This is a genomic window from Streptomyces sp. NPDC104307, from assembly GCF_055584045.1.
Map to the genome: position 1 here is coordinate 100,693 of NZ_JBVJMU010000001.1, position 26,838 is coordinate 127,530.

General features: G+C 71.9%; 8 protein-coding genes. 2 read left to right on the forward strand and 6 right to left on the reverse strand.

Going from position 1 to position 26,838, the window contains the following annotated elements:
• Positions 1 to 55 precede the first annotated feature (55 nt).
• Positions 56 to 2,344 carry an FAD-dependent oxidoreductase gene (locus tag ACZ601_RS00320; protein WP_469531613.1) on the forward strand — a complete coding sequence of 763 codons (2,289 nt, stop codon included), beginning with the start codon at positions 56 to 58 and terminating at the stop codon, positions 2,342 to 2,344.
• Here the strand turns inward: ACZ601_RS00320 and ACZ601_RS00325 are convergent.
• Entirely contained in the window at positions 2,319 to 10,424 is an 8,106-nt protein-coding gene (locus tag ACZ601_RS00325; RefSeq protein WP_469531615.1) for a type I polyketide synthase, read from the reverse strand. The genes ACZ601_RS00320 and ACZ601_RS00325 overlap by 26 nt on opposite strands.
• A gap of 230 nt (positions 10,425 to 10,654) precedes the next feature.
• Here ACZ601_RS00325 and ACZ601_RS00330 point away from each other — a divergent pair, with 230 nt between their 5' ends.
• Positions 10,655 to 11,575: a hypothetical protein gene (locus tag ACZ601_RS00330; RefSeq protein WP_469531617.1), complete on the forward strand. Its 921-nt coding sequence runs from the start codon at positions 10,655 to 10,657 to the stop codon at positions 11,573 to 11,575.
• A gap of 40 nt (positions 11,576 to 11,615) precedes the next feature.
• On the opposite strand, the gene ACZ601_RS00335 is transcribed toward ACZ601_RS00330, so the two are convergent.
• The 5 genes from ACZ601_RS00335 to ACZ601_RS00355 all read right to left on the reverse strand — a co-directional run bounded on the left by ACZ601_RS00335 (position 11,616) and on the right by ACZ601_RS00355 (position 26,821).
• Positions 11,616 to 12,767, reverse strand: a complete 1,152-nt coding sequence (locus ACZ601_RS00335) for a cytochrome P450 (protein WP_469533751.1) — start codon at positions 12,765 to 12,767, stop codon at positions 11,616 to 11,618.
• 162 nt (positions 12,768 to 12,929) lie between these two features.
• Positions 12,930 to 13,985 carry an MDR family NADP-dependent oxidoreductase gene (locus ACZ601_RS00340; RefSeq protein WP_469531619.1) on the reverse strand — a complete coding sequence of 352 codons (1,056 nt, stop codon included), beginning with the start codon at positions 13,983 to 13,985 and terminating at the stop codon, positions 12,930 to 12,932.
• Entirely contained in the window at positions 13,982 to 15,673 is a 1,692-nt protein-coding gene (locus tag ACZ601_RS00345; protein ID WP_469531620.1) for a phytoene desaturase family protein, read from the reverse strand. Before ACZ601_RS00345 ends, ACZ601_RS00340 begins: the two co-directional genes overlap by 4 nt.
• Before the next feature lie 59 nt (positions 15,674 to 15,732).
• A complete protein-coding gene (locus ACZ601_RS00350) occupies positions 15,733 to 17,409 on the reverse strand; it encodes a phytoene desaturase family protein (RefSeq protein ID WP_469531621.1) in 1,677 nt (558 codons plus the stop codon).
• Positions 17,399 to 26,821 (reverse strand): non-ribosomal peptide synthetase/type I polyketide synthase, encoded by a 9,423-nt coding sequence (locus ACZ601_RS00355; protein WP_469531623.1) that lies wholly within the window; start codon positions 26,819 to 26,821, stop codon positions 17,399 to 17,401. The genes ACZ601_RS00350 and ACZ601_RS00355 overlap by 11 nt, the downstream gene beginning before the upstream one ends.
• Between the last annotated feature and the right edge of the window lie 17 nt (positions 26,822 to 26,838).

Below are 26,838 nucleotides of genomic sequence, written 5' to 3' on the forward strand. Positions count from 1 at the left end.
CGGACCGCCGCACACCCCCTCTTACCCCGTCGCGTTCCACAGAGGAGCCCCTACCGTGCGCGAAGAAGAGACCCGGCACGACATCGTCGTCGTCGGTGGCGGGCTGGCGGGCGTCTGCGCGGCCGTCGCCGCGGCCCGGCTCGGGCGCCGCGTCGCCCTGATCCACAACCGCCCCGTCCTGGGCGGCAACTCCAGCAGCGAGGTCAGGGTCTGGGTGTGCGGGGCGACCGCCCACGGGGTGCACCGGTGGGCGCGGGAGAGCGGCATCATGGGCGAGCTGTACACCGAGAACCAGTACCGCAACCCCGAGGGCAACCCGTACTACTGGGACCAGGTCGTCCTGGACACGGTGCTCGCCGAACCCCTGCTCGACCTGTACCTGAACACCGATGTCCGCGAGGCCGAGGCGGACGGCCCGGCCGACGCGCGCAGCGTGCGCGGCTGCACGGGCTGGATGATGGGCTCCGAGCGTCGCATCACCTTCCGCGCGGAGCAGTTCCTCGACTGCACGGGCGACGGACTGCTGGGTCACCTGGCCGGGGCCCGTTACCGCATCGGCCGTGAGGCGCGCGCCGAGCACGGGGAGCCGTGGGCGCCGGAGGAGGCCGACGACGCGCTGCTCGGCTCCACGATCCTCTTCCACACCAAGGACGCCGGTCGCCCGGTCAAGTTCGTGGCGCCCTCCTACGCCCGCGACCTCGCCGCCACTCCCATCCTGCGCAACCGGGTGCTGCGCACGGGCGACAACGGCTGCGACTACTGGTGGATCGAGTGGGGCGGGGAGCTGGACACCGTCCACGACAACGAGCGCATCCGCGACGAGCTCCAGGGGGTCGTGCTCGGGATCTGGGACCACATCAAAAATTCCGGCGAGTTCCCCGACGCCGAGAACCTCACCCTGGAGTGGGTCGGCAGCCTCCCCGGCAAGCGCGAGTACCGGCGCTTCGTCGGCGACCACGTCCTGACCCAGCAGGACATCCTGGAGCAGCGCCCTTTCGCGGACCGGGTCGCGTTCGGCGGCTGGTCGGTCGACCTGCATCCGGTCCAGGGCATGTACGCGGACGAGCCGGGCGCCCGCCAGCGGTACGCGGACGGCGTCTTCCACATCCCGCTGCGCTGCCTGTACTCGGTGAACGTGTCGAACCTGCTGTTCGCCGGACGGAACATCTCCGCGACCCACATCGCGTTCGGCGCGACCCGGGTGATGGCGACCTGCGCGACGCTCGGTGAGGCCGCGGGGACGGCCGCGGCGCTGTGTGTCAGCACCGGGCTGTCCCCGCGCGAACTGGCCCTGAAGGAGCCCGAGTCCGTGCGGCGTGCGCTGCTTCGGCAGGATGCCTCCGTCATCGGGGCCGCCGACGACGACCCCGGGAACCTGGCGCTCGGCGCGGTGGCCACGGCCTCCTCCCGGCTGTCCCGGCTGGCGGCCGAGCCGACCGACACGGAGCCCGGTGAGCGGTACCCGCTCGACCGGGACCTCGCGCTGCTCCTGCCCGCGGACCCCTCGGTGGAGGCGGTCGAGCTGCTCGTTCACGGGGACTCCTCACCGGCGGATCTCACCGTCGAGCTGTGGGACACCGGACGCCCCGAGAACGCCGTACCCCTGGGGCACCTCGCGACGACCACGGTGACGGTGGAGCCCGGCGGCCCGCACTGGGTCACCGCGCGCTTCGGCCACCGCCCGCCGGCCGCGCACAACGTCGTCGTCATCGTGCGCGCCCACCCCGGGGCCGCTCTCGTCCTCGTGCCGCACCGCACCGACGGGGTGCTCGCGCTGCGCCGCAGGGCCGAGGGGGACGCGGCGGTCGACCACGACATTCCGGAGGAGGAGGGGCAGGCGGTCCTGGAGTGGCAGGCGCGCGGCCTGCGCCGCCACACGTTCTGCTTCCGGCTCTCCCCCGACACCCGCGCCTTCGCCCCCTCCCACGCGGTCGGCGGCTTCCAACGGCCTTACGGCGGGCCGAATATGTGGTCCTCGGACGCGCCGCCCCGCGCGGGCACGGACGGCACCTGGCTGCGGCTGGACTGGGACCGGGAACAGACACTCACCGAAGTACGGGTGGTCTTCGACGACGACGTCGACGAGTACCTCAACAACCTGCACCGGCACCGCACCCCGTTCGAGGTGATGCCAGAACTCGTACGCGCCTATCGCCTGCAGGCGCTGGCACCGGACGGAACCTGGCGCACGCTGGTCTCGGAGGAGGCCAACCGGCGCCGCCACCGCGTGCACCGGCTCGCCGCCCCGGTCGGCACCCGCGCGCTGCGCCTGTTGGTCGACGCGACGCACGGCGCGCCGCGCGCACATGTGAGCGCGTTCAAGGCGTACGGCGAGGCGCGCTGAGCCGGAGTGCCACGGGCGCGCTGAGCCAGTCGTGGACGGCGAGAGCGGTCGTGCGGGCGTGTTCCTCCAGTACGGTGAAGTGGTCGCCCGGCACGGTGACTTCGGTGTGGGACAGGCTCCAGGTGGGCGCTGCCTCGATGCCCGGCAGCGGGTCACTGGCGCGGACGAAGAGTACGGGTGCCGACAGCTCCGCCGGTTCCCAGCCGGAGAACCGCTCCAGGTAGCCGGCCATCGCCGTGAGCCGGTCGGATTCGGCCGAGGCGAACTGGGCGGCCTTGTCGAGCATTCCGACGGTCATCGCGGAGAGAGCGGACCCGTCCTCGGTCCTGTTCCCGCTGTCGCCGGGGAAGGTGTCGATCAGGACCACGCCGGACGGGCCCGAACCCGTGCGTTCCAGGTGCTCGGCGACGGCGTGTGCCACCCATCCCCCGGCCGAACGTCCCAGCAGCACGAACGGCTCGCCGTCCGCGCACGCGAGGACGGCGGCGGCCTGCGCGGAGACGAAGGCATCCAGTGTGGCGGGCATCGCCTCGTGCGGCAGGAATCCCGGGTTCGGCAGCACGGAGGCGTGCCGCAGGTCCTGGAGGGTCAGCCCGAATCGGGCGTACTCGTGCGGGCCCGACAGCGCGCTGAGCGCCGGGAAGCAGATCAGCTGTGGAAGGGCGGGCCCGGTGGCGACGGTGAGGGCCGCGGGCGGGGTCCCGAGGGCTTCCACGCTGTCGAAGGCCTCGCGGAAGCGGGAGGCGATCGTCAGCAGGGCCATGCCGTCCCAGGCCCTGCCCCGGGCGCAGGCGGTGCGGAAGAGGGTGGACAGGGAGTCGGCGCCGCCGCCACCGGGCGCCGGGCTCCCGGCCGGAAGCCCGGTCGAGGTGGAGGGCGGCTGCGGGGCGTTCCCGGAGAACTGCTCCTCCAGGTGGGCGGCGACCGAACGCGGGGTGGGGTGGTCGAACAGGAGCGTGACCGGCAGGGCAAGCCCCGTCATCTTCGCGAGCCGGTTGCGCAGTTCGACCGCGGCCAGTGAGTCGAGGCCCAGCTCCGCCAGTGGCCGGTCCGCCTCGACCGCGGACTCCCCCTCGGTGTAGCCGAGTGCGGCCGCCGCCTCCTCCCGTACTTCCGACAGGAGCAGAGCGCCGTGTTCGCCCGGGGGTGTGGCGGCCAGCCGTCGCGGCAGCGAATCGCCGCCCTCCGGCTCCGAGAGGGCCCGGCGGGCGGGCCCGTGGCCGGGCAGGCGGGAGAGCGGCGCCCCAGGGGCCGCGCTCGCCTCCGGGTCCAGCCGGGCCGCGACCAGGACCGCGTCCCGGCCGCCGACGGCGGTGTCGAAGAGCGCGAGGCCTTCTTCGGTCCGCAGCGGGACGAGACCGGAACGGGCCATCCGGCGCAGGTCCGCGTCGCGCAGTTCGGCGGTCATTCCGCCGCTCTGCTGCCAGGGTCCCCAGACGAGGGAGGTGCCGGGCAGGCCGGTGCTCCCGCGGTGCTGTGCCAGCGCGTCCAGGAACGAGTTCGCCGCCGCGTAGTTGCCCTGGCCGCCCGATCCGAACACCCCCGCCACCGAGGAGAACAGGGCGAAGACCGCCAGTTCGCAGCCCTGGGTCAGCTCGTGCAGAGCGAGCGCCGCGTCCACCTTCGGCCTCAGCACGCGGTCCAGGCGCTCCGGTGTGAGCGCCGGGATCACTCCGTCGTCCAGCACGCCCGCGGTGTGCACCACACCGGTCAGCGGGTGCTTGTCCGGGATATCCGCGAGGAGCGCGGCGAGGGCGGTGCGGTCCGCGACGTCGCACGCGGCCACCGTCACCTCTGCGCCCAGCCCGGCCAGTTCCGCGCTCAGTCCGGCGGCGCCGGGCGCGTCGGCCCCGCGCCGGCCGACGAGCAGCAGGTGGCGTACGCCGAACTCGGCCACGAGGTGGCGGGCGAAGGAGACGCCGAGGGAGCCGGCTCCTCCGGTGATCAGGACGGTCCCCTCGGGATCCAGCCGGCGCGGCGGACCTCCGTCCGTCGCCTTGCGGGAGGCCGGGACCAGCTTCGGTACGTACATGACTCCGTCCCGCAGGGCCGTCTGCGGTTCCGGGCTCGTCAGGGCCTGCGCCAGGGCTCCCGCGGATGCGGGGCTGTCGTCGGTGTCGACCAGTGCGAAACGGCCGGGGTTCTCCGTCTGCGCCGAGCGGAACAGTCCCCATACCGGCGCGCAGGCGAGAGCCTCGTCGCCCGTCGCGGTGCGGTCGTCCGTCTCCGCCCCGGTGAGGACGGCGCCCGAAGTGACGATGACCAGGCGGGAGTCGGCCAGGCGTTCGTCGGCCAGCCAGTCCTGGACGAGCCGCAGCGCCCATCCGGCGGTGCGGTGCACGGCCGCCGCGCGGTCCGCTCCGTCCGTCCCGGTGAGCGGCGGGGAGGCGATGACGACGGCCGGTGCGTCGGCGCCCGCGGCGGCGACATCCGCGTACGCCATGGGCCGGACGTCCGACCGCAGAAGTGTCTCGCGCAGTCGCGGGCCGGGCTCGCCCAGGAGACCCGAGGTGGCCGGCGCCGTGGACGAGGCGCTGGATGCGGACAGGGGCGTCCAGTCCAGACGGAACAGGCAGTCGTCGTGCGCCCGGACCGCGTTCAGCTGCTCTCGGGGCAGCGGTCGCAGGACCAGCGACGCCACCGTGGCCACCGGGGCCCCGGAACCGTCGGCCAGCTCCATCCGTGCCCCGTTCTCCGCCGCCGGGGAGACCCTTACCCGCAGCCGGCGGGCACCGGAGGCGTGCAGTCGCACACCGCTCCAGGCGAACGGCAGGGACACCCCGCTGTCGTCCGGCGCGGCTCCCGCGAGCATCAGGGTGTGCAGCGCGGAGTCCAGCAGGGCCGGATGGAGTGTGAACCGGCCGGCGTCGCCGTGTTCCGCTGCCGGGAGCGAGACCTCGGCCAGGAGGTCGTCGCCCAGCCGCCAGGCGGCCCGCAGGCCCTGGAAGGCCGGGCCGTAGCGGAGCCCGCCGTGGGCCAGCCGGTCGTAGAAGTCCTCGCCGGCCCCCGTGTCGAGCGGCAGCGGGACGGCGCCCTCGGGCGGCCACGGGCCGGGTGCGGCCGAGGGCTCCGGCAGCTCCTGGGGCGCGAGGGTCCCGGAGGCGTGACGGGTCCAGGGTGCGTCGTACCCGGGGGTGTGCGGCCGCGCGTGGAAGACCACCGCCCGCCTGCCGTGCGCGTCCGCCCGTGCCACCTTCACCTGCAGCTCGACCGTTGCGTCGCGGGGCAGCGACAGGGCTGCCGTCAGGGTGAGTTCCTCAAGCACGGGGGCTCCCACCCGGTCTCCCGCGTGGACCGCCATGTCCACGAACGCCGTCGCGGGCAGCAGCACGGCGCCCAGCACCACGTGGCCGGCCAGCCAGGGATGGCCGCCGAGTGACAGCAGACCGCTCAGCAGCAGACCGTCGTCGTCGGCTGTCGACGTGGCGGAGCGCAGGAACGGATGGGGCGCGGTGTCCGGCTCCGCCGTGGCGTCCGGCCGGTCGGCTTCGAGCCAGTACCGCCCGCGCTGGAAGGCGTACCTGGGCAGTTCCGTACGGCGTGCGCCGCGTCCGGCGAAGACCGCGTGCCAGTCGATGCGCACACCGTGGGCGTGCAGTGCGGCGGCGGTGGTGAGCAGCGCCTCGGTTTCCGGCCTGCGCCCGCGCAGTGTGGGGACGATCTGGGGTGCGGGCGCGGTTCCGTCGGGTGCCGGCTCAGGCGTGTGCATGTCGGACAGGCAGTCCCGTGTGAGGCCGGAGAGCACACCGTCCGGGCCGAGTTCCACAAAGTGGGTGGCGCCGCGCTCCCGCAGAATCCGCACCGCGTCGGCGAAGTGGACCGGGCGGCGTACCTGGTCCACCCAGTATCCCGGTGAGCACAATTCCGCGTCCGTGGCGGGCCCGTCCGCCACTGCCGTCACCAGGGGAAGCAGCGGCGGCGAGTAGGTGATCTCCCGCGCCACCTCGGCGAACGCGTCGAGCATGGGTTCCATGCGTGCGGAGTGGAAGGCGTGACTGACCCTCAGCCGGGTTGCCTCGCGGCCCTGTTCGCGCCAGTACGTCAGGGCCTCCAGTACCGCCGGTTCGTCGCCGGAGAGGACCACCGAGCGGCCGTTCAGCGCCGCGATGTCCACGCTCAGCTGCCGCCCGGCGAGGAACGCGGCGATCTCCTTCTCGTCAGCCTGTACGGCGGCCATCGCCCCGCCCGCGGGCAGTTCGTCCATCAGACGGCCGCGTGCCGCCACCAGTGTGCAGGCGTCGGAGAGGGTGAGCACCCCGGCGGCGTGTGCGGCCGCCAGCTCTCCGACGGAGTGCCCCGCCACGAGGTCCGGGCGTACTCCCCAGGACTCCAGCAGCCGGAACAGCGCCACTTCCAGGGCGAAGAGCGCGGGCTGCGTGTACCGAGTGGTGTGCAGGAGGCCGTCTCCTTCCGGCCCTTCCGCGCCCGCGTCCGCGAACACCACCTCCCGCAGCGGCTTGGGGAGCAGCGGATCGAGCAGGGCGCAGGTCTCGTCGAAGGAGCGGGCGTAGACGGGATGGGTCTCGTACAGTTCCCGGCCCATTCCGGCGCGCTGGCTGCCCTGGCCGGTGAACAGGAAGACGACCGGGCCCGCCGGGCGGGGGCCGCCGGTGCTCACTCCCGGTCGCTGCCGCCCTTCCGCGACCGCGTCGAGGGCGGCGAGCAGCCCGTCCCGCTCCGCCGCAACCGCCACCGCGCGGTGTTCGAAGGCGGCGCGGGTCGTGGCCAGGGAGAATCCGAAGTCCAGCAGGCTTGTGCCGGGGCGGTTGGCCACTTCGGCGTGCAGCCGTCGGGCCTGTGCCCGGAGCCCGTCGGCGCTCCTCGACGACAGCGGGAACGGCACGGCCCGATCCGGGGTCTCCCGTTCGGCCGGGAGGCCGCTGTCCGGGGCGTGCCGGACAGCGGCCTCCGGCGCCTGTTCAAGTACCACGTGGGCGTTGGTCCCGCTGATCCCGAAGGACGACACGCCCGCCCGCCGGGGGCGGCCGGTCCGGGGCCACGGCACCGGGCGGGTCAGCAGTGACACCGCGCCCGAGGACCAGTCCACCCTGGGGGTCGGCTCGTCGGCGTGCAGCGTACGGGGCAGCACACCGTGTTCCATCGCCTGGACCATCTTCATCACACCGGCCATGCCCGCCGCGCCCTGGGTGTGCCCGAGGTTCGACTTGACCGAGCCCAGCCACAGCGGGTTCTCCCTGGTCCCTGACTGCCCGTAGACCGCCAGGAAGGCCTCCGCCTCGATGACGTCGCCGAGCCGGGTGCCGGTGCCGTGCGCCTCCACGGCGTCGATCTCGGCGGGCTCCAGCCGCGCGTCGGCCAGGGCCTGCCGGATCACCCGTTGCTGGGCCGGTCCGTGCGGTGCGGTCAGGCCGTTGCTCGCGCCGTCCTGGTTCACCGCGGAGCCGCGTAACACGGCGAGTACCCGGTACCCGGACCGCCGCGCCTCGGACAGCCGGGTCACCAGCAGCATTCCGGCGCCCTCCGCCCACCCGGTGCCGTCCGCGGACGCGGCGAACGCCTTGCAGCGGCCGTCGGCGGCCAGCGCGCGCTGCCTGCTGAACTCCACGAAGGAGTTGGGTCCCGACATGACCGTGACGCCACCGGCCAGCGCGAGCGAACACTCTCCCCTGCGCAGCGCCTGGGCCGCCAGGTGCAGGGCCACCAACGACGAAGAGCACGCCGTGTCCATGGTGATCGCAGGCCCTTCCAGACCGAGGGTGTAGGCGATGCGGCCGGAGGCGACACTGCCCGCGTTCCCGATGCCGAGGTGGCCCTCCACCTGCTCCGGTGTGCGGGCGAACCGGCCGGCGTAGTCGCTGTACATCAGTCCGGCGTACACGCCGGTGGGCGTCCCGCGCACCGAGCCGGGGTCGATTCCGGCATGTTCGAAGGATTCCCAGGCGACTTCGAGGAGCAGGCGGTGCTGCGGGTCCATCGCCAGTGCCTCGCGGGGCGAGATGCCGAAGAACGCCGGGTCGAAACGGTCCACCCCGGACAGGAAGCCGCCCTCGCGCACATACGTCCGGCCGGCCCGCCCGGGGTCCGGGTCGAACAGTCCGTCGATGTCCCATCCGCGGTCGGCGGGGAACGGTGTGATGGCGTCGACTCCGTCGTCGACGAGCCGCCACAGGTCCTGCGGGGACTCCACACCGCCCGGGAAGCGGCACGCCATCCCGACGATCACCACGGGGTCGTCGTCCGGACCGGCTTCGTGGGTACGGGCGGACGTGCCGCCGGCCGGTTCGCCGGTGAGCCGCGCCCCGAGGTGGGCGGCCATCTCCTGCGCGGTGGGGAACTCGAAGGCGGCGGCCTCGGAGAGCGAGAGGCCGGTCGCCGCCGAGAGGCGGCCGGCCAGCAAGGTCGACGTCAGCGAGTCGAGGCCCAGGTCACGGAAGGCGGTGCCCGGCTCCACCTCCTCGACGGCGCAGCCCAGTGCGGCGGCGACCTCGCCCCGCACCAGGGCGGGCAGATCCACCGCTCCCGTTCCCTCGGGCGAGGTGGTGCCGGCCGCTTCCTCCAGGGGCCTGGCCGGCAGTTCTGTGAGCGCGTACCTCTTGGTCTTCCCGGAGGCGGTGCGCGGGATCCCGGCCACCTCGTAGAGAGCGGCGGGGACCTTGAACGGTGACAGGTGCTCGCGGCAGGCGGCCAGGACCGCTCGCCTGTCGAGCGAGCCGGGCGTCCGCGGCACCAGGTAGGCGACCGGCACCTCACCGAGTACGTCGTCGGGCCGGCCGGTCACGGCGGCGTCTTCGATCCCCGGCAGGGACAGCAGCACCGCCTCCACCTCGGAGGGGTGGATGTTCTCGGCGGCGCGGATGATCAGCTCGCTGACCCGGCCCGTGATGGTGACTTCGCCGTCGCCATCGATCCGGGCGAGGTCACCGGTGCGGTACCAGCCGTCGCGCAGGACCTCTGCGGTGTCGTCGGGCCGGCCGTGGTACCCGGCCATGACCCCGGGCCCGGAGACCCACAGCTCGCCCTCTTCCGAGGCCTCGCCGCTGCTCACGCTGCCGTCGCCGATACGTGCCCGGGTGCCCGGGAGCACCCGGCCGCACGAGCCTGCCGGCCGGGCGGCGCCCGGCACCGGCATGGTGACGGGCCCCGCCTCCGTGCTCCCGTAGTGCTCCAGGAACGGGACCCCGCAGGTCTCCTCGAAGTCGCGCCGGAAGGCGGGCGCGGCCGCCGCGCCTCCGCTGACACAGCCACGGAGCGCGGGAGCCCTCAGACCTTCGTCGCGCACGGCGTCGAGGAGCTTGCCGTACGTCGTCGGCACGCCGGCGAGCAGGGTGAACGGGTCGTCCGTCCGGCGCAGTTCACCCAGCACGTCCGGCACGGAGAACCTCGGCAGGAGCATGGCGGACGCTCCGGTCGCGGCCACCCCGATGACGCAGAGGATCTGGCCCATGGCGTGGTGGAGGGGCAGCGGCCAGAGCATCCGGTCGTCGGGCGACATGCCGAGGACGCCGACGAGGCCCGAGTCCACGGTCGACAGGCGGTTGCGCTGGGTGGACAGCACGCCCTTGGGGCTTCCGGTCGAGCCGGAGGTGTAGAGCAGCCAAGCCGCCTCGTCGAGCCCGAGGTCGTCCGGAGCGGGGACCGGTGGTTCGGTGGCGGCCATGTCCTCGTAGCAGAGCGTGCCGGCGGTATCGGCCGCCGCGTCGTCACCGCCGGCGTGGACGAGCACCACGGTCAGATGAGGGCGCTGAGGCAGGAGCGGTCGCAGCGTGGCCAGATGGGGCCGGTCGGTGAAGACGACCCCGGCTCCGCTGTCGTCCAGCATGTGGGCGAGCTCGGCCCTGGTGCTCCGCGAGTCCATCGGCACGCCGACCGCGCCGGCTCTGGTGACTGCGAGAACGCTCTCGACCGCTTCGACGCGGTTTCCGAGGAAGATCGCCGCCCGCTCCCCGTGCAGCAGCCCGAGTCCGGTCAGCCGGCCCGCCAGTCGGCCGGTCCGCAGCTCCAGCTCCTCGTAGGTCACCCGGGACACGGAGTCCTGGAAGGCGACCTTGGAGCCGATGCTGCGCGCGTGCTCCCTGAGCAGCTCGGGCAGTGGCCGGATCTGGGCTACGGGTGAAGTCACCGGGACGAACACATCCTCTTCGGACGGTAGTTGATGTTGTTTCAGTATGGATCGGCAGTCGGGTGAACCTGTCACCGTTTCGAACGGGGCGTGTTGGCGGGTAGTCGGGGTTCCGATCGCCCGGCGGTTGGCTCGTTCCCGTCCGTGCCCGTCCGGTGCCTGTTCCGTTTCCCGCGGTTCGGACCGATGCTGGCCGGGACGGGTGCGGGCGGGGCGACAAGGGAGCGCGTGTGACGGTCGGAACATCGGACGGAGCGGGCAACGACCACGGGCAGGGCGCCGATCCGGGAGCCGGGGCGGCCGGAACCGCTTCGGCCCAGGAGTCGATGACGCCCTTCGACGAGATCTACGACCGGCCGGACCCACGGGCCTTTTTCGGCGCCTTCCGGCCGCTGGGCTACCGGACGCCGCACCATGCCCAGCAGATCCACCGCCGGCTGATCGCAACCGGTGTGTGCGCACCGGGGGCCGGAGCGGTGCTGGACATCTGCTGTTCCTACGGCATCAACGCGGCCCTGCTGAACCACGATCTGACGCTGGACGACCTGTACGACCACTACACCTCACCCCGGGCCTCGGCGATGACCACCGACGAACTGACCGCCTGGGACCGCGAGTTCTACCGGGCCAGTCGCCGCCCGGACGCGGTCCCCGTGTTCGGCCTCGACGCGGCGTCCAACGCCGTCGCCTACGCACGCGAGGTGGGCCTGCTGGACGAGGCGTTCGGGGAGAACCTGGAGGTCGCGCCGCCCTCGGCCGCCCTGCTGCGCGCGGCACGGCGCGTCCGTCTGATCACGGTCACCGGCGGCGCCAGCTTCCTGTCCTCGCGCACCTTCCGGCCACTTCTGGAGTCGGCCGAAGCTCCGGTCTGGGTGGCGTCGCTGGTGCTGCGCACCGGCTCCTACCGGCCCATCGCGGAGTGCCTGGAGTCCTTCGGACTGGTCACTGAGAAGGCCACTCCCCACACCTTCGTGCAGCGCCGCTTCACCAGTCCGCAGGAGCGGGAGTTCGCCGTGGAGTCGGTGACCTCGGCCGGCGAGGACCCGCGGGGGAAAGAGACGGACGGCCATTTCCACACCGCTGCCCATCTCTCCCGCCCCGCCCAGGACACCGTTTCGTACCCGGTCACCGACCTCGTGCGCTCTTCCTGAGCGGCTCACGTACCCGAGGTAGGTGGTAGGCCGTGTCTGACTACGTCCGTGGCCAGGTCACCAGCAGGTGTTCCGGGCTGCGCGAGGTGGTACCGACCCGCCAGTGGACGGATTCCGGCGGCTGGGACAGCCGGAGCCCCGGGAACCTGGCCGCCAGACGGTGCAGGGCCAGCTGGAGTTCGGTCCGGGCCAGCCAGGCGCCCAGGCAGTAGTGCGGTCCGGCGCCGAACGACAGGGTGGGGGCCTCCATGGGTGCGAACAGGTCGTCCGCCGTGCTGGGCGGGAAGACGGCGGGGTCGCGGTTGGCCATGCCGCAGTCCGCCAGGACGACCGCTCCGGCCGGGATCAGGACGCCCCCGACCTCGACGTCCTCGGTGGCGCGGCGGGTGCTTCCCCGGTCGTCGCCCAGGGGGATCAGGTGGAGCAGGCGGTCGGCCAGCGTGCCGGCCTCCTCCTCGGAGGCCGCGAGGAGCGGCCAGGCCTCCAGCCTCTCGGTGAGCAGGTAGAGGAGCGAGTTGCCGAGCATGGTCATCGTGCTGTCGTGTCCGCCGACCACCAGCCCGCAGACCAGGCTGACCAGTTGCGCCTCGGGGATGCCTCCCTCCTCGTCGGCGGCCCCTACCAGACCGCTCACCAGATCGACCCCCGGTTCGCGCCGCCGTGCCGCCAGGAGCTGTGCGCCGAACTCGGAGAACTCCGCCATGGCGGCGCCCACTTCGTCACCGCTGCGGGAGCCGTCCGTGAAGGCGTGATCGCTCCAGTGCCGCAACCGCTCACGCGCGGACTCGTCCAGCCCCATCAGCCGGCTGATCACGGCCACCGGCAACGGCAGCGTGAACTCCGCGACGATGTCCGCCCGCCCCTCGCCACGCGCCAGCCCGTCCAGCAGCTGCTCCACGATCGCCGCGATCCACGGCTGCCACCTGGCGACCGCTCGCGGAGTGAACGCGCGGCGCAGGGTGCGGCGCAGTCGCAGGTGGTCGGGGCCGTCCTGGTTGAACATCAGGTCCGGGTCATTGACCAGCCCCGGCGCCTGGGTGACGGACGGGCCGTCCGGCGCGTACAGCTCGGCGCGGCCGAACCGGCTGTCGCTGAGCACCTGTTTGACATCGGGATACCGGCTGACCAGCCAGGCCGGCGACCCGTCCGGGAGCTCGGTGAGCCGCGGCGGGCCCGGGGCGGCGAACTCCATGCGGTGGAGCGGCGACAGCAGCGGTTCGGGACCGGCACTGCTGCCGGTGCTGACTGCGGTGGACAAGGTACCTCCTGGCTGTGCGGGTTCGACAGGACAGCGGACCGGCGGACGGCCGGGCCGGAGGGGGGCGGGGGAAGGTCCGGGGGATCGGCCGGACGGTCACAGCTCGACCAGCACCTTCCCCAGGTTGGCCCCTCGGTCGTGGTAGAGACTCCCGTAGGCTGCGGGAATGCGGTCGAAGCCGTAGTGAAGGGTGTGGTCACAGACCACCTCGCCCCGCCGGACCCGGTCGCCCAGCTCGGTGTGGAGCGTCTTCCAGTTCTCTTCGGTGAACCACTCCAGGGAGAAGATCCCGCGCACGGTGGCCCGAGGGAACATGATGTACGGCAGGAGCCGGGGCCCCACCGCGTCCCGGCCGACCTGGGTCGCCCACTGCCAGCACACCGCCACCTGGCTGCCGACGTTGAGCAGGGAGAAGACCACGTCGGTCACGGCACCGCCGAGGTTGTCGAAGTAGCGGTCCACGCCGTCCGGAGCCGCCCGTGCGAGCGCTTCGCGCACGCTGTCGGCGCTGTCGCCCTGCCGATAGAGGACGACTTCGTCGAATCCCAGCCGCGACAGGTACTGCGCCTTCTGCGGGCTCGACGTCGTGCCGACCACCCGGGCGCCCGCGATCCTGGCCAGCTGGCCGACCAGCGTCCCCACCGCTCCGGAGGCGCCGCTGATCACCATGGTGTCCCCCGGTCCGGCGTCGAGGAACGTGGCGAGCGTGCCCCAGGCGGTCATGCCCGGACCGCCCATCGCGCTCAGTGCCGTCGCCAGGGGCAGCGCGTCGTCGTACCAGCTCGGGTCGAGCCGGCGGAAGGCGGGGAACACCATCGGGAAGGTCCCCGTCTGCCAGAGCGATTCCTCTCCGGAACTGATCAGATGGGAGCGCCAGCCGCCGAAGCCCTGCACGAGATCGCCGGGCCGGTGCGCCGCCCGCGGGCCGGCATCGAGCACTTCCATGATCGAGTCGGCGCCCATGTGCCCGCCCAGCGGGGTGTCCAGGGCGATGCCCTGGAGGTAGGGATCGACCGAGACGTAGAGCGTCTTGAGCAGCATCTCGTCGGGTGCGAGGTCCACGTCGATGTCGCGGACGACCTTCTCGTAGATCCGGTCGACGTCGGGAGTGCCCTCGACGTGTTCGCGGACGACCCACTCCTTGATCTTCACTTCTGCTCCTGTTCCACGCGGGTGGATCCGGATCCGGACCGGGCCGCGGGGAGCCCCCCGACCGGAATGACGAGATGGGTCGGCGGCGGCCGGGTCTCGTCGAGGGAGGCGGTGAACGCCCTGCCGTCGTCGCGGCAGACGAACTGCATGACATGCCGGCCCGCCGCGGCCGCGCGGATCAGTCCGCCCGTGGTCGCCCAGACGCCGGACAGGTAGAAGTTCTCCAGGCCCGGGAGCCCGGGGCCGTGCTTCTTGATGAGCTCCTCCAGGGTCTCGCCGCTCTCCACGAACGGCTGCCATCCCAGGACCGTCCCGTCGTGGTTGCCGGTGTACCTGACCTGGGTGAGGGGGCTGGAGACGTCACGTACCGCGATGGCGTCCTCCAGGCCGGGGTACCGCTCCTCCAGGAATCTCACGAGTGCCGTGCGTGCCCGCCGTTTGGCCGCGTAGTAGCCGCGTCCGTGCCGCACGGGGAGGGTGTGGAGCTCCTGGCCGCCTCGGCTCCGGGTGATCTGTTCCGGGCCTTCGTCCAGGGCTCGCCAGGGGGCGATGTCGCAGAAGTAGGTGGCGTAGACGATGGTCGTCCCGTCCGGCGAGAGCTCGGGGTAGTGGCGGCTGCGGAACTGGACGTTGATGCTGCGGTGGCGGATGCCGGTCAGTTCGGCCGCCTGCGCCTCGTCCAGCAGGTAGGTGGTGCACGGTTCGCCCTCGGGGAAGGGCCGTTTCAGGCCCAGGAAGAGGGTGAAGTAGCCGGGGAACACCATGCCCGGTTCGTGGAGGGTCTCGGTGTAGAGGCGTCGGTAGGCGTCGTTCAGGTAGCGGCCTTTCAGGAGTTTCATCATCGTGGTGGGTCCGTCGCAGGCGGACACGATGATGTCCGCGCGCAGTTCCCGGCCGTCGCTGAGCCGGACGCCGACCGCCCGGTCGTCCTCGACGAGTACCTCCTCGACCTTGGTGTTGTACGCGACCCGGCCGCCGAGCCTGCGGTAGCGCTGCTCGATCGACTCGGCCAGGCCGAGCGAGCCGCCTTCGGGGACGCCCGCGGAGAGGTTGGCGTGCGAGGCGAGCTGGAAGTGCGTCGGCAGTACGGGGAACGCCGGGTGCTTCTCGTACAGGACGAAGTTGAACGCCTCCTGCAGCAGCGGGTCCTTGAACCGGGCCGAGTACTCCGACATCAGCACCGAGATCGACTTGCGCACGGCGTTGAAGTACGGGACGAACGACGCCAGCATGCGCCATCGCTCCACCCGCCCCATCAGCCCTACGGGTTTGAGGAACGGGTAGACGGCCAGCGCCTTGCGGAAGGAGCGCAGCTGGCGGCAGAACTCCCGGATCTGCTTCGCGTCGGCGGGCGAGAGTTCGGTGAGATGGTCCTGCAGCCGGTCCGGGTCGGAGTAGAAGTAGACCGCTCTGCCGTCCTGCCCCCGCACGATGTTGAAGACGTCGAAGTGGCGCACCTCCTTGCCCTGCAGGGCGCCGAGCTCCAGCCAGATCTGGTGCATCTCGTTGCCGGGGCCGCTGCCGAGCATCCAGCTGACGCAGGCGTCCAGGGTGAAGTCGCCGCGTTCCCAGGCGGTGCAGCACCCTCCTGGGATCTCGTGCATCTCCAGCACCTGGGAGCGGTAGCCGTTCATCTGGGCGTAGCAGCCGGTGGAGAGGCCGCCGAGCCCGGCACCGATGATGATCATGGTCTGTCTGTCGCGCGGTCCCCGCGCCGCAGACCTCTTCGTCTCACTCCTCTCTGTCCTCATGAGCCGGTTCCCTCCTTGGAGGACCACCGGTCGAGCTGAGGCAGCTTTCCCAGTCTGTCCGGGTGCCAGGGGGCGGTGCCGCCGCTCTCCCAGGCCTTGAACGGGAGGCCCAGTTCCTCGCACAGGTACTGGGTGGCGAAGCGGCCGGTGGAGGCGGCACGGATCAGGCCGCCCATGCCGACCCACTGGCCGGCCATGGAGAACCCGCTGAGTCCGGGCAGCCGCATCCGGTCCTTGCCGACCAGGCCGGCGGAGACGTCGTCGGCGTCGGAGAACGCCTTCCAGGCAAGGATCGAGCCGTTGTGGTTTCCGGTGTAGCGCCGGGTCGTCGCCGGTGAGGCCACGTCCACCAGGTCGATCCGCTCGGCGGTGCCCGGCCAGAGCCGTCCCAGGAACCGCCGTACGAAGTCGGCGACCTTGCGCTTCTGCGCCCAGTAGGCCTTGCGGTCGCTCTGGCGCAGCGCCTTCCAGTAGGTGTAGTCGCTGAAGTAGGTGCAGTGGACCACGGACTTGCCCGGCGGTGCGAAGCCGTCCGAGTAGCGCGAGCGCAACTGGACCACTAGGCTGTTCTGGAGTGCGCCGGGCAGTTCGGCGGCCTCCTCCGGCCCCAGCAGGTACGTGGTGCTGTGGGCGTCCCCTGCGGGCAGACCTCCATGGACGCCGACGAACGCGGAGACCACGGCGGGGAACAGCGTTCCGGGGCGTTCCAGCAGTTCGGTGTAGAGCTTGTCGATCCTCGGGCCGGTGTATCTGCCTCCCAGCAGCTCGTAGACGGTGGTGTGCCCGTCGGCGGCGGACACGATGTGATCGGCGTAGTACCTCCTGCCGTTGCGGAGCTCGATTCCGACGGCCCGGCCGCGGTCCACCAGCACCCTCTCGGTACGGGCGCGGTAGGTGACCGTCCCGCCGAGCCCGGTGTACCGCTCCTCGACAGAGCGGGCGAGGCCGAGCGAACCGCCCTGCGGGAAGCCCGCGTTGCCGTGGTAGGCGCTGGCCATGTTGAACAGGTACGGGAGCAGGGGGAAGCCCTCCGGGTCCTGGAAGAAGATGTTCCGGAAAGCTCTGCGCAGCAGCGGGTCCTCGAACCGGTCCGCGAACCGGTGCATCGGGGTGGCGGCGGTGCGCCAGAAGAGGCGGAACGCCGGCAGTACGGTGCGCAGTGTCGCCGCCCTCTCCCGTACGGTCCGCAGGGCCGGCGCGGTCAGGAACGGGTACAGCTCGATCTCCGTGAACCTTCTCAGGTCACGGCAGAAGGAACGGATCAGCCGTGCGTCGGCGGGCGATACGCGCAGCAGGTGTGCCTCCAGCCGGGCCGGGTCGTTCCAGAAGGTCACCGACCGGCCGTCCTCGTCGACGACCTTGTTGAACAGCTCGAAGTTCCTGACGGTCTTGCCGTCGAGCGCGCCGAGCTCGCGCCAGACCTGGTTGGCGTCGTTGCCCGCGGCGGTGCCGATCAGCCACTCGATGCAGTAGTCGAAGAGGTAGCCGTCGCGGGACCAGGCCGTGCAGCATCCACCGGGCAGCACGTGTTTCTCGAAGATGCGGGTCCGCATCCCGCTCATCTGCGCGTAGCAGCCGGTGGACAGGCCTGCCACCCCCGCGCCGATGACGATGACGCGGGGCGCGCTGCCGGGTGTCCGGTGCGGGCTGTCCCAGTCGTCCTCATCCGGCATGGTCGGCGTCCCCCGTGAGAAGGGCGCGTACCAGGGCGGCGTTGCGCGGAAGGTGTTTCGGGTCGAGCATGTCGGCGTGTGTCCCGGAGCCCCGCAGGACGTGGGTCCCGCCGGTGGAGCTGCCGTGCCAGGTGCCAGGGGCGCCGACGGCATAGAGGCCCGCCTTCTCCTCGTCGGTGACGACACCGACCGAGGCCGCCACCGTTCCGGTGTTGGGAGTTCTGCCGCAGAAGCCGACATACTCGGCCGCGTGTTCGAGGACGGTCTTGGCGACGATCTCCGAGCCGGTGTGCTGGTACAGATGCCGGCCCAGCTCCGCCTCGAAGATCCTTACGCCCTCCTCGCCCGGCTCGTACGTCTCCAGGATGCGGCGGGAGTCCAGCACCACGACGTGGGAGACCTCGCGCCCGCGTGATTCGAGCTCCTTGGCCACCTCGAACGCGAGGTTGCCGCCCAGCGAGTACCCGAGCAGCCGGCAGGGGCCCTCCGGCTCGACGGACTCCACCAGATCCGCGTACCGGACCACCTTGTCGTCACCGGGAACGTAGTTGAACGCGACGATCGGGTACGTCAGGAGCTGTGCCGCGAAGCCCCGGTAGACGAGCGCGTGGCCGCCGGCCGGGGGGAAGCAGAAGACGGGCTGTCCCGGCCCGGGGTTGAAGGTGAGGTACGGCAGCTCCTCCGAGGTCGTGTTGTTGACGAGGTCCTCCACGGCCGCGGCCATGCCGTGCAGGGTGGTGGCCTGGTACAGGCGGCTGACCGGGACGCCGATGCCGAACTCCGTCCGCAGGTGGTGGAGAAGCTCGATCAGCTTGATCGAGCTTCCGCCGGATTCGAAGAAGTCGTCCCCGAGCCCCGCCCGGTCCATCCCGAGGAGCGCTTCCCAGTGCCGGGCCATGCTGAGTTCGTAGAGGGTCACCGGTGCTTCGTAGGACTGCTGCCTGTCCGCCCCGGCCGGCACCGGGAGCGCGGCGACATCCACCTTTCCGTGCGCGGTGAGCGGCAGCTCCGGCAGCTCGACGACGTGGGAGGGCACCATGAAGGCCGGCACTGCTCCCGCGAGATGGCGGCGGACGGCCCGCCGGTCCAGTGTCCGGCCCGGCTCCGCCACGCAGTACGCGCAGAGGGCCGGGTCCCCGGCGGCGTCGGGGCGGACGGCCACCACGGCTCGGGCGAGGCCCGGCCAGCCCGCCAGGTGCGATTCGATCTCGGCGACCTCGATCCGGTGGCCGCGCAGCTTGACCTGGTGGTCGCTGCGTCCGAGCAGGTGCATCCGGCCGTGCGTGTCCCAGCGCGCCACGTCGCCCGTCCGGTACAGCCGTACCGGTTTGGCGCCCGGCGCGCGGCTCAGGTGCCGTGTCACGAAGCGTTGCGCGGTCTGTTCCGGGTCGCCGGCGTATCCGAGCGCGACGCCCTCGCCGCCGATCCACAGCTCGCCCGGCACCCCGGGCGGGACGGGTTCGCCGTGCTCGTCCAGGACGTGGAGTGTGCTGTTGGCCAGCGGGCGGCCGATCGGCACCATGAGACCGGGCTCAAGGCCGTCCGCTGGCCCTTCGAAGAACGCGCTGTCGATGGTGGCCTCGGTGACACCGTAGGAGTTGATCACCCTGGTGCCGGGGCCGCACAGACCGCGCAGCCGTTCGTACTCCGCCACCTTCCACGCGTCGGATCCGACCACCAGCAGGCGCATGAAGTCGAGCCGTTCGCCCGCACGCTCGCAGTGGTCCATCAGGCCCCGTACGACGGCGGGGACGAACTCCGCGCAGTCGACCCGTTCCGTCCGCATCGTGCGGTACAGCCGGGTCGTGTCGAAGATCAGGTCCCGGTCGGCCAGCACCAGCCGGCCGCCCGAGCACAGGGCGCGGACCAGGTCGCCGGTGAACACGTCGAACGAGGGCTCGGCCATCTGGAGGTGGACGCGTGCCGCGTCAACCAGCCGGTACTCCCCGGACCATGCCGCGTACGCCGAGGCGAGGCTGCGATGGCTGACCCGTACGGCCTTGGGACGGCCGGTGGACCCCGAGGTGTTGATGACGTAGGCGGGCGCGTCGAGGTCGGCGGTCTCCTGCGGTGCGGGTCCCGCTGTCTCCGTGGCGCGCAGCCCCGCCGGGGTCAGTACGGTGACGGGCAGGCTCCCGGCCCACGCGGCGCGCGTGTCGTCGACGACGATGAGGGCGGCCCCCGCGATGGACAGTACGTGGGCGACGCGCTCCGCGGGCTGGTCGGGGTGGACCGGCAGGTAGGCGCCGCCCGCCCTGAGCACCGCGAGGAGGGTGACGACCAGTTCCGTTGATTTGTCGAGGCACAGCCCCACGACGGACCCCTGGGTCACGCCGAGCTCGCGCAGCCGCCGAGCCCTGGCGTCGGCCCTGCGGTCGAGCTCTCCGTACGTGAGGTGTTCCGTGGGGCCCCGCAGGTCCGGCACGGAGACGGCGACGGCCTCGGGGTGGGCGGTGGCGATGTCCCCGATCAGCTGGTGGACGGTCCGGTCACGGGCCGGTTCCCGTCCGGCGACGGCCGGCAGCCGGGAGGAGCCGCTCCACTCGGTGACCAGTTGCTCGCGCTCCTGGGCGCCGAGCATCTCCAGCCTCGGGGTGGGCAGTTCGGCGGGCGCCCGCGTCATGCTGTCGAGCAGTTGGACGTAGTGCGCGGCCATGCGGCGGACGGTCCGGGGCAGGAAGAGGTCGGTGTTGTACTTGAGGACGCAGTGGAAGCGCCCCTCCGCCTCGTCCTCGTAGACCGACAGGGTGATGTCGAACTGTCCTTCCTCTTCGGGGAGTTCGATGTACTCCAGCCGGTAGCCGTACTGCTCGGTGGCCACCTTGTGGGTGAGCAGGATGAACATCGCCTGGAACACGGCCGAGCGGCTGGGGTCGTGCTGGAGACCCAGCTCCTCGACCAGCAGGACGAACGGGTACTCCTGGTTGTCCAGACCGTTGAGGACCGTCCTGCGGACCTGCTCCAGCAGCTCCGCGACCGTGGGGCCCGCGGACAGGTCCGCGTGCAGCGGCAGCGGGTTGACGAAGTAGCCGTAGACCGAGGAGAACTCCTGGTGGGTGCGGCCGGTCACCGGGCTGCCGACGATGACGTGGTCCTGGCCGGAGTAGCGGTGCAGCAGGATGTAGTAGGCGCTGAGCAGGACCATGAACGGCGTCACGCCGTGCTCCTGCGCCAGTGCGTGGACCCGGGCGCTCAGCTCCGCGTCGAGCACGAAGAACTCCGAGGCGCCGTTGTGCGTCTGCACGGCGGGGCGGGGCCGGTCCACCGGCAGGTCCAGGAGCGGGACCTCCGCGGGCAGGTGGGAGCGCCAGTATTCGAGCATTCCGCCGGCTTCGGGCCCTGCCAGGAACCGGTTCTGCTGGTTGAGGAAGTCCAGGTAGCGGGCACCGACGGGCGGCAGGGCGGGTTCCCGGCCCTGCTTCAGCGCCTCGTACACGGCGAGCAGTTCCTCGATGAAGGTGAACGTCGAGATCGCGTCAGAGACGATATGGTGGACGGCCTTCATGATGACCCAGCGGCTCGGCCCGCGCTTGAACAGCCGGAACCGCACCAGCGGGTCGCGTTCGAGGTCGTACGGCTTGCGGTACTCGCGGATGATCGTGCGCCGGATGTCCTCCCAGCCCTGGCCCTGGACGTCGAACAGGCCGAGGTCGGGCTCCGTGCCAACGGTCGTGCGCTGCACCGGCAGGCCGTCTTCCAGGTGGAAGTTGGCGCGCAGCGCCGGATGGCGCGCGACGAGCCTGCGCACCGCCTCGAACATCAGCTCGGGTTCGATTTCGGCGCGCACCTCCACGGCGCCGCCGATGTTGTACGCGTAGCCGTCGGGGTTGAGCTGCTTGAGGAACCAGAGCGCCTTCTGGTTCTGGGTCAGGGGGTGGTTCAGCTCGTCGGTGAACACCTCCACGGCCGTCGCGTCGCTCTCCCCCGCGCTGCCGGCCGCGACCCGTTCGGTCAGGCCGTCGTACAGCCGGCCGGCCAGTTCCGCCACGGAGGTGCCGCTCAGCAGGGCGACCACCGGCAGGGCGATTCCGAGATCGGCCTGTGTCCTGGCGCGCAGCTCCATCGCGAGCAGCGAGTCCAGTCCGAGCCCGGTGAGCCCGGCGCCGGGGTCGATCTCGTGCGCCGCGGTGCGAAGGACCGTGGCGGTGATCGCCGTGAACCGGTCGGTCACCAGACGGCGGCGGTCCGCCTCCCCAGCGTCGCGGAAGGCGTCGAGGAGTCCGCCGCCCTCCTCCACGGCGTGTTCCTGCGCGGCCGCGGCCAGTTCGGTGACCAGCGGCGGCGGGGAGTCGTACCAGGCCAGGAAGGTCTGCCAGTCGACGACCGTGGCGACGAGCAGCTGCGCCCGGTCCTGCCCGATGACGCGTTCCAGGACGCTCATCCCGGCTTCCGGGGACAGCGAGCTCATGCCCCGGCTGTGGAGGTAGTGGTCGACCAGGCCCAGTTCCTCGATCATTCCGGTGGCCCACGGGCCCCAGTCGAGGCTCAGCGCAGGCAGCCCCTGGGCACGCCGCCGATGTGCCAGCGCGTCCAGGAAGGCGTTGCCCGCCGCGTAGTTGGTCTGGCCCGCGGTCGTCAGCAGCGAGGCGATCGAGGCGAAGAGGACGAAGTGTTCGAGCGGTTCGTCCCGCAGGTGCTTGTCCAGCAGGTACGCGCCCACGGCCTTCGGGTCGAGCACCGCGTCGAACGTGGGGCGGTCCATGTCGGGGACCAGCCTGTCCCGCACCTGGCCCGCGAGATGGAACACACCGCGTACGGGTGGTGCCCCGCCCCGCCGGTGCTCATCGAGCCAGTCGGTCAGCGCGTGTTCGTCGGTCACGTCGACCGGCGCGAGGACGGTCTGCGCGCCTGCGGCCTCCAGCTCCCTGAGGAGGGCCACGGCCCTGCCCTGCGCCGTTGCCGGTTCGGTGTCCTGCCAGGTGTCGCGGCCGGGTACGGGGGTCCGGCTCATCAGGATGAGCCGGCGGGCACCGCGCTTCACCAGCGTCCGGCACAGCAGCCGGCCCAGGGCGCCGAACGCCCCGGTGACGAGATAGCTTCCGTCCGCCCGCAGGCGCAGCGGCAGTGGCCTGGTCAGCCCTTCTGCGGGCCGGATGCGGCTGGTCGCCCGGCGGTCGCCGCGCAGCCCGATCTCTTCCTCGTCGTCACTGAGGAACTCGCGCAGGAGTGTCTCGGCGTCCGCCCGGACTCCGGACGCGCCGGGCCCCTGTGCGGGGTCAAGGTCGATCAGCTTGCCCGGGTGTCCGGCCAGCTCTTGGTGCCGGAGCACACGTGTGACGCCCCAGGCGGGCGCGCCGAGCGGTTCGGTCGCCTCCCCGGGTGACACGGGCTGGGCGCCCCGGGTGACCACGTGCAGCCGTCCTCCGGTCTGCCGGGCCAGCAGGATCCTGGCGAGCGCGACCAGGGAGTAGGCCCCGGTGTCGGCGGCCCGCACCACATCCTGGCGCTCGGAGGCGTCGATGCCTGGCTGGTCCAGGTTCCACAGATGCACGACCGTGCCCCGGAAGGCCGTGCCGTCGCGGTCCAGTTCGGTGAAGAGCTGTTCCAGCCGGGTGGCGCGGTCCGGTGCGGCGGGCGGTTCTCCGGCCCGCGCCGGCCGGTCGCCGGCGTCGTCCGCCCGTACCGTGCGGCAGCGGTCGCCGCGCGCGGTCACCAGCTCCGCGAAGGCGTCGCCCACTCCCCCGTTGTCCGCCAGGACGAGCCAGTCCTGCGGCTCTCCGGTGCCGGATGCCTCGGCCGGTGCCCCGGGGGCAGCCGCCCATGGGCGGTCGGTCCAGACGGGTTCCGCGAGCCAGGAGTCGACGGTGCCGCGAGAGACGGCCCCCGAGGCCTTCTCCACATCGGCCGCGCGGAATCCCCGCATACTGCCCAGCGCCGTCCCGTCCTCGGCGTACAGCGCGAGATCACCCACCAGCTCGTCCCCGTCGTGGCGTCGCACCGTGCCGTGCACCCACAAGGTGCGGTCGCCCACGGGGGAAACGCTCATCTCGTCGAGCGACAGAGGTAACCGGATGCCGGTGCCCGCCGCTGTCTCCCCGGGCAGGAGCTGCGGCGTCAGCAGAGCCTGGAAGCAGGCGTCCAGCAGCACCGGGTGGATGTGGTGGTCCGCGGCCCCGCCTCCGATCGCCTCGGGCGCAGTGATCCGGGCCAGCACCTCGTCCGTGCCGATCCAGACCTCCTCGATGGCCTGGAAGGCGGGACCGTACTGATAACCCAGCGCGGCCAGCGCGGTGTAGCACTCCTCGTTGTCCAGCCGGCGTGCGCACCGGTCCCTGATCGGGGCGGCGTGCAGCGGCGGTCCGGCCGAGCGGCGCTGTGCGGTACGGACCGCACCGCTGGCGTGCACCACCCGATCCGCCTCGGGCCCGGCCGCGGCGGACGCGATGACGAAGCCGCCGTCCTCCAGCGACACGGAGAGGTGGACCGTGCGGGCGTCGTCCTCGGCGAGGAAGAGCGCCTTGCGCAGATCGATGTCGGCCAGCACGACGTCCGTGCCCCCGGTCAGCTCCCGTACGGCCTGCGCGGCCATCTCCAGGTATCCGGCCGCGGGGAAGACCACGGAATCCTGGATGCGGTGGTCGGCCAGGTACGGCAGCGTCTCGGTGTCGAGCCGGGCCTGCCAGGTCGGTTCGGTGTGGTCCGTGCGGCGGCCCAGCAGGGGGTGGTCGAGCCAGCCGAGGCGGATCTGTGCGACGGCTACCGGCTCCGTCCAGTGCCGGTCACGACGCCAGGGGTAGCGGGGCAGCGGGACCGTGCGTCCGACGGGCTGGAGTACGTCCCACGCGATGTCGAACCCGTGGTTGTGCAGGGTGGCCAGGGACAGGGCGAAGCGCTCGGGTTCGTCCTCCGCGCGGCGCACCGACGGCACCGGGACTCCCGTGCGGCCCTTGGCCTCCAGGCATTCGCGGATGGCGTGTCCGAGGACCGGGTGGGGGCCGATTTCGAGGAACAGCCGGTGGCCGTCGTCGGCCAGCCGGTCCACGGCCGCGTGGAAGCGCACCCGGTCGCGGACGTTCTTCCACCAGTAGCCGGCGTCCAGCTCGACGCCCTGCGCGATGCCCTCCTGGCCCGTCAGGTGAACCGGAACCGTCGCCGGGCGGGGCTCGATGCCGGCGAGCGCGATGAGGAGTTCGTCCTTGATCCGGTCCATGGCGGCGCTGTGGTAAGGCACTTCCACCGCGAGGAACTTGGTGAAGACCTGTTCGGTGCGCAGTTCGTCGGCCAGTGCGTCCAGCGCGGCCCCGTCCCCGGCCAGGGTGACCGAGGTGGGGCTGTTGACGGCTGCCACGGAGATCAGGTCCCCGTAGGGGCGCACCCGGCGATCGGCTTCTGCCTCCGGCAGCCCGACGGCGAGCATGGTGCCCGTTCCGGACAGGGTGTGCTGGAGCCGGCTGCGGTGGACGGCGATCCTGACCGCGTCCTCCAGCGTGTAGACACCCGCCTCGTAGAAGGCGGCGATCTCGCCGGTGCTGTGTCCGACCACGGCGTCCGGTTGGATGCCGTAGGAACGCCACAGGGCCGCCAGACCGATCTGCACGGCGAAGTTGGCGGGCTGCGCGAGCCACGTCTCCGCCATCCGCGACCGGCTCTCGTCGGCCGCCATCTCGTCCATCAGGGACCATCCGGCGATCTTCCGGATCTCCCGGTCGCACGCGGTGACCGCGTTCCGGAAGACCGGCTCACTGGCCAGCAGTCCGCGGCCCATGGCCCACCACTGCGGGCCCATGCCGGTGAACACCCAGACCAGACGGCGGTCCGGGGCGTCCAGCTGGCGTCCCTGCACCACCCGGGGATGCGGCTCGCCCCGCAGATAGGTGTCCAGCGCCTCGTCCAGGGATTCCCTGGAGGAGTAGACGACGGAGAGCCGCGATTCGAGGTGCTGGCGCCGGTGGGCGAGTGTGTGGCCGAGGTCGTCGAGTGCGACGGCGGGGCCGTACCCTCCGGCGAGCTCGCGGCTGATGCCCCGCGCCAGCTGCGGGAGGGCGTCCGGGTGACGTGTGGTCAGGGGCAGGATGCTCCAGGCGCGCTCCGGCGGCGGCAGGACGGGCGGGGAGGTCGGGGAGGGCCTGGGGTTCTCGGTGCGCGCCGTGTGCGCGGGTGCCTCCTCCAGGACCGCGTGGGCGTTGGTCCCGCCGAAGCCGAAGGCGTTCACTCCCGCCCGCGCGGGTCCCTCGTGCTCGGGCCAGTCCGTCACCCGGGTGGGGATGTCGTACGGCGAGGCGCCTCGGTCGATGGCCGGGTTGATCCTTTCGAGGTTGATGTGGGGCGGGATCCGGCGGTGCTTGAGCGCGAGGGCGGTCTTGATCAGCCCGGCGATGCCGGCAGCCGATTCCGTGTGCCCGATGTTGGCCTTCACCGAGCCGACGTAGCAGGCGGCGCCCGGGGCGCGCCCGATGGCGAGGGCCCTGGACAGGGCGTTGGCCTCGATCGGGTCGCCCACCGGCGTCGAGGTGCCGTGCGCCTCCATGTACTGCAGATCACCGGGGGTGATGCCCGCCTCGGCGCAGACCTGCCGCACGAGGGAGATCTGGGCCTCCCCGTTGGGAACGGTTATGCCGTTGGTCCGGCCGTCCTGGTTGACTCCGGTGCCGGCGATCACCGCGTAGACCGGGTCCCCGTCCCGCAGCGCGTCCTCCAGCCGCTTGAGCGCGACGAGGCCGACGCCCTCGGCACGTACGTAGCCGTCGGCCGAGGCGTCGAAGGTGCGCGAACGCCCCTCGGGCGACAGGAATCCGCCCTTCGTCTCGGCGATGGTGTACTGCGGTGCCATGTGCAGGAGCACCCCGCCCGCGAGCGCGAGGCCGCTCTCTCTTCTGTTCAGGCTCTGGCACGCCAGGTGGACGGCGACCAGGGACGAGCTGCACGCGGTGTCGACCGAGAGGCTGGGGCCGCGGAAGTCGAAGGAGTGCGAGATGCGGTTCGACACCATCGTCATCATCGTGCCGGTCGCGGTGTGAGCGGCGAGTGTCCCGAAGCTCAGATCGGCGAACTGCAGGATCTTGTAGTCCAGCGTGAACGCGCCGACGTAGACGGCCGTGTCGCTGCCTGCCAGTTCGGCGGGCCGCTGGCCGCCGTCCTCCAGGGCCTCCCAGGCCACCTCCAGGAGCTTGCGCTGCTGGGGGTCCATGTGGTCGGCCTCGCGCGGGCTGATGCCGAAGAAGGCCGGTTCGAACTCGTCGAAGCCCTCGATGTATCCGCCCCTGCCGCCCACGAGGCGGCCGGGCTTGTCCCGGAGGCCGCTCCTCAGGGTGGTGACGTCGTAGCGGTTCGCGGGTGTCGGGATGACGCAGTCCTTGCCGTCCAGCAGGTTCTGCCAGAAGGCCCGGTGGTCCGATGCCTCGCCGGGAAAGCGGCAGCCGATACCGATGATCGCTACTTTGCCCGTAGAAGCGTCATTGATCGCGTCAGCCAAGTTCGCACACTCCTCAT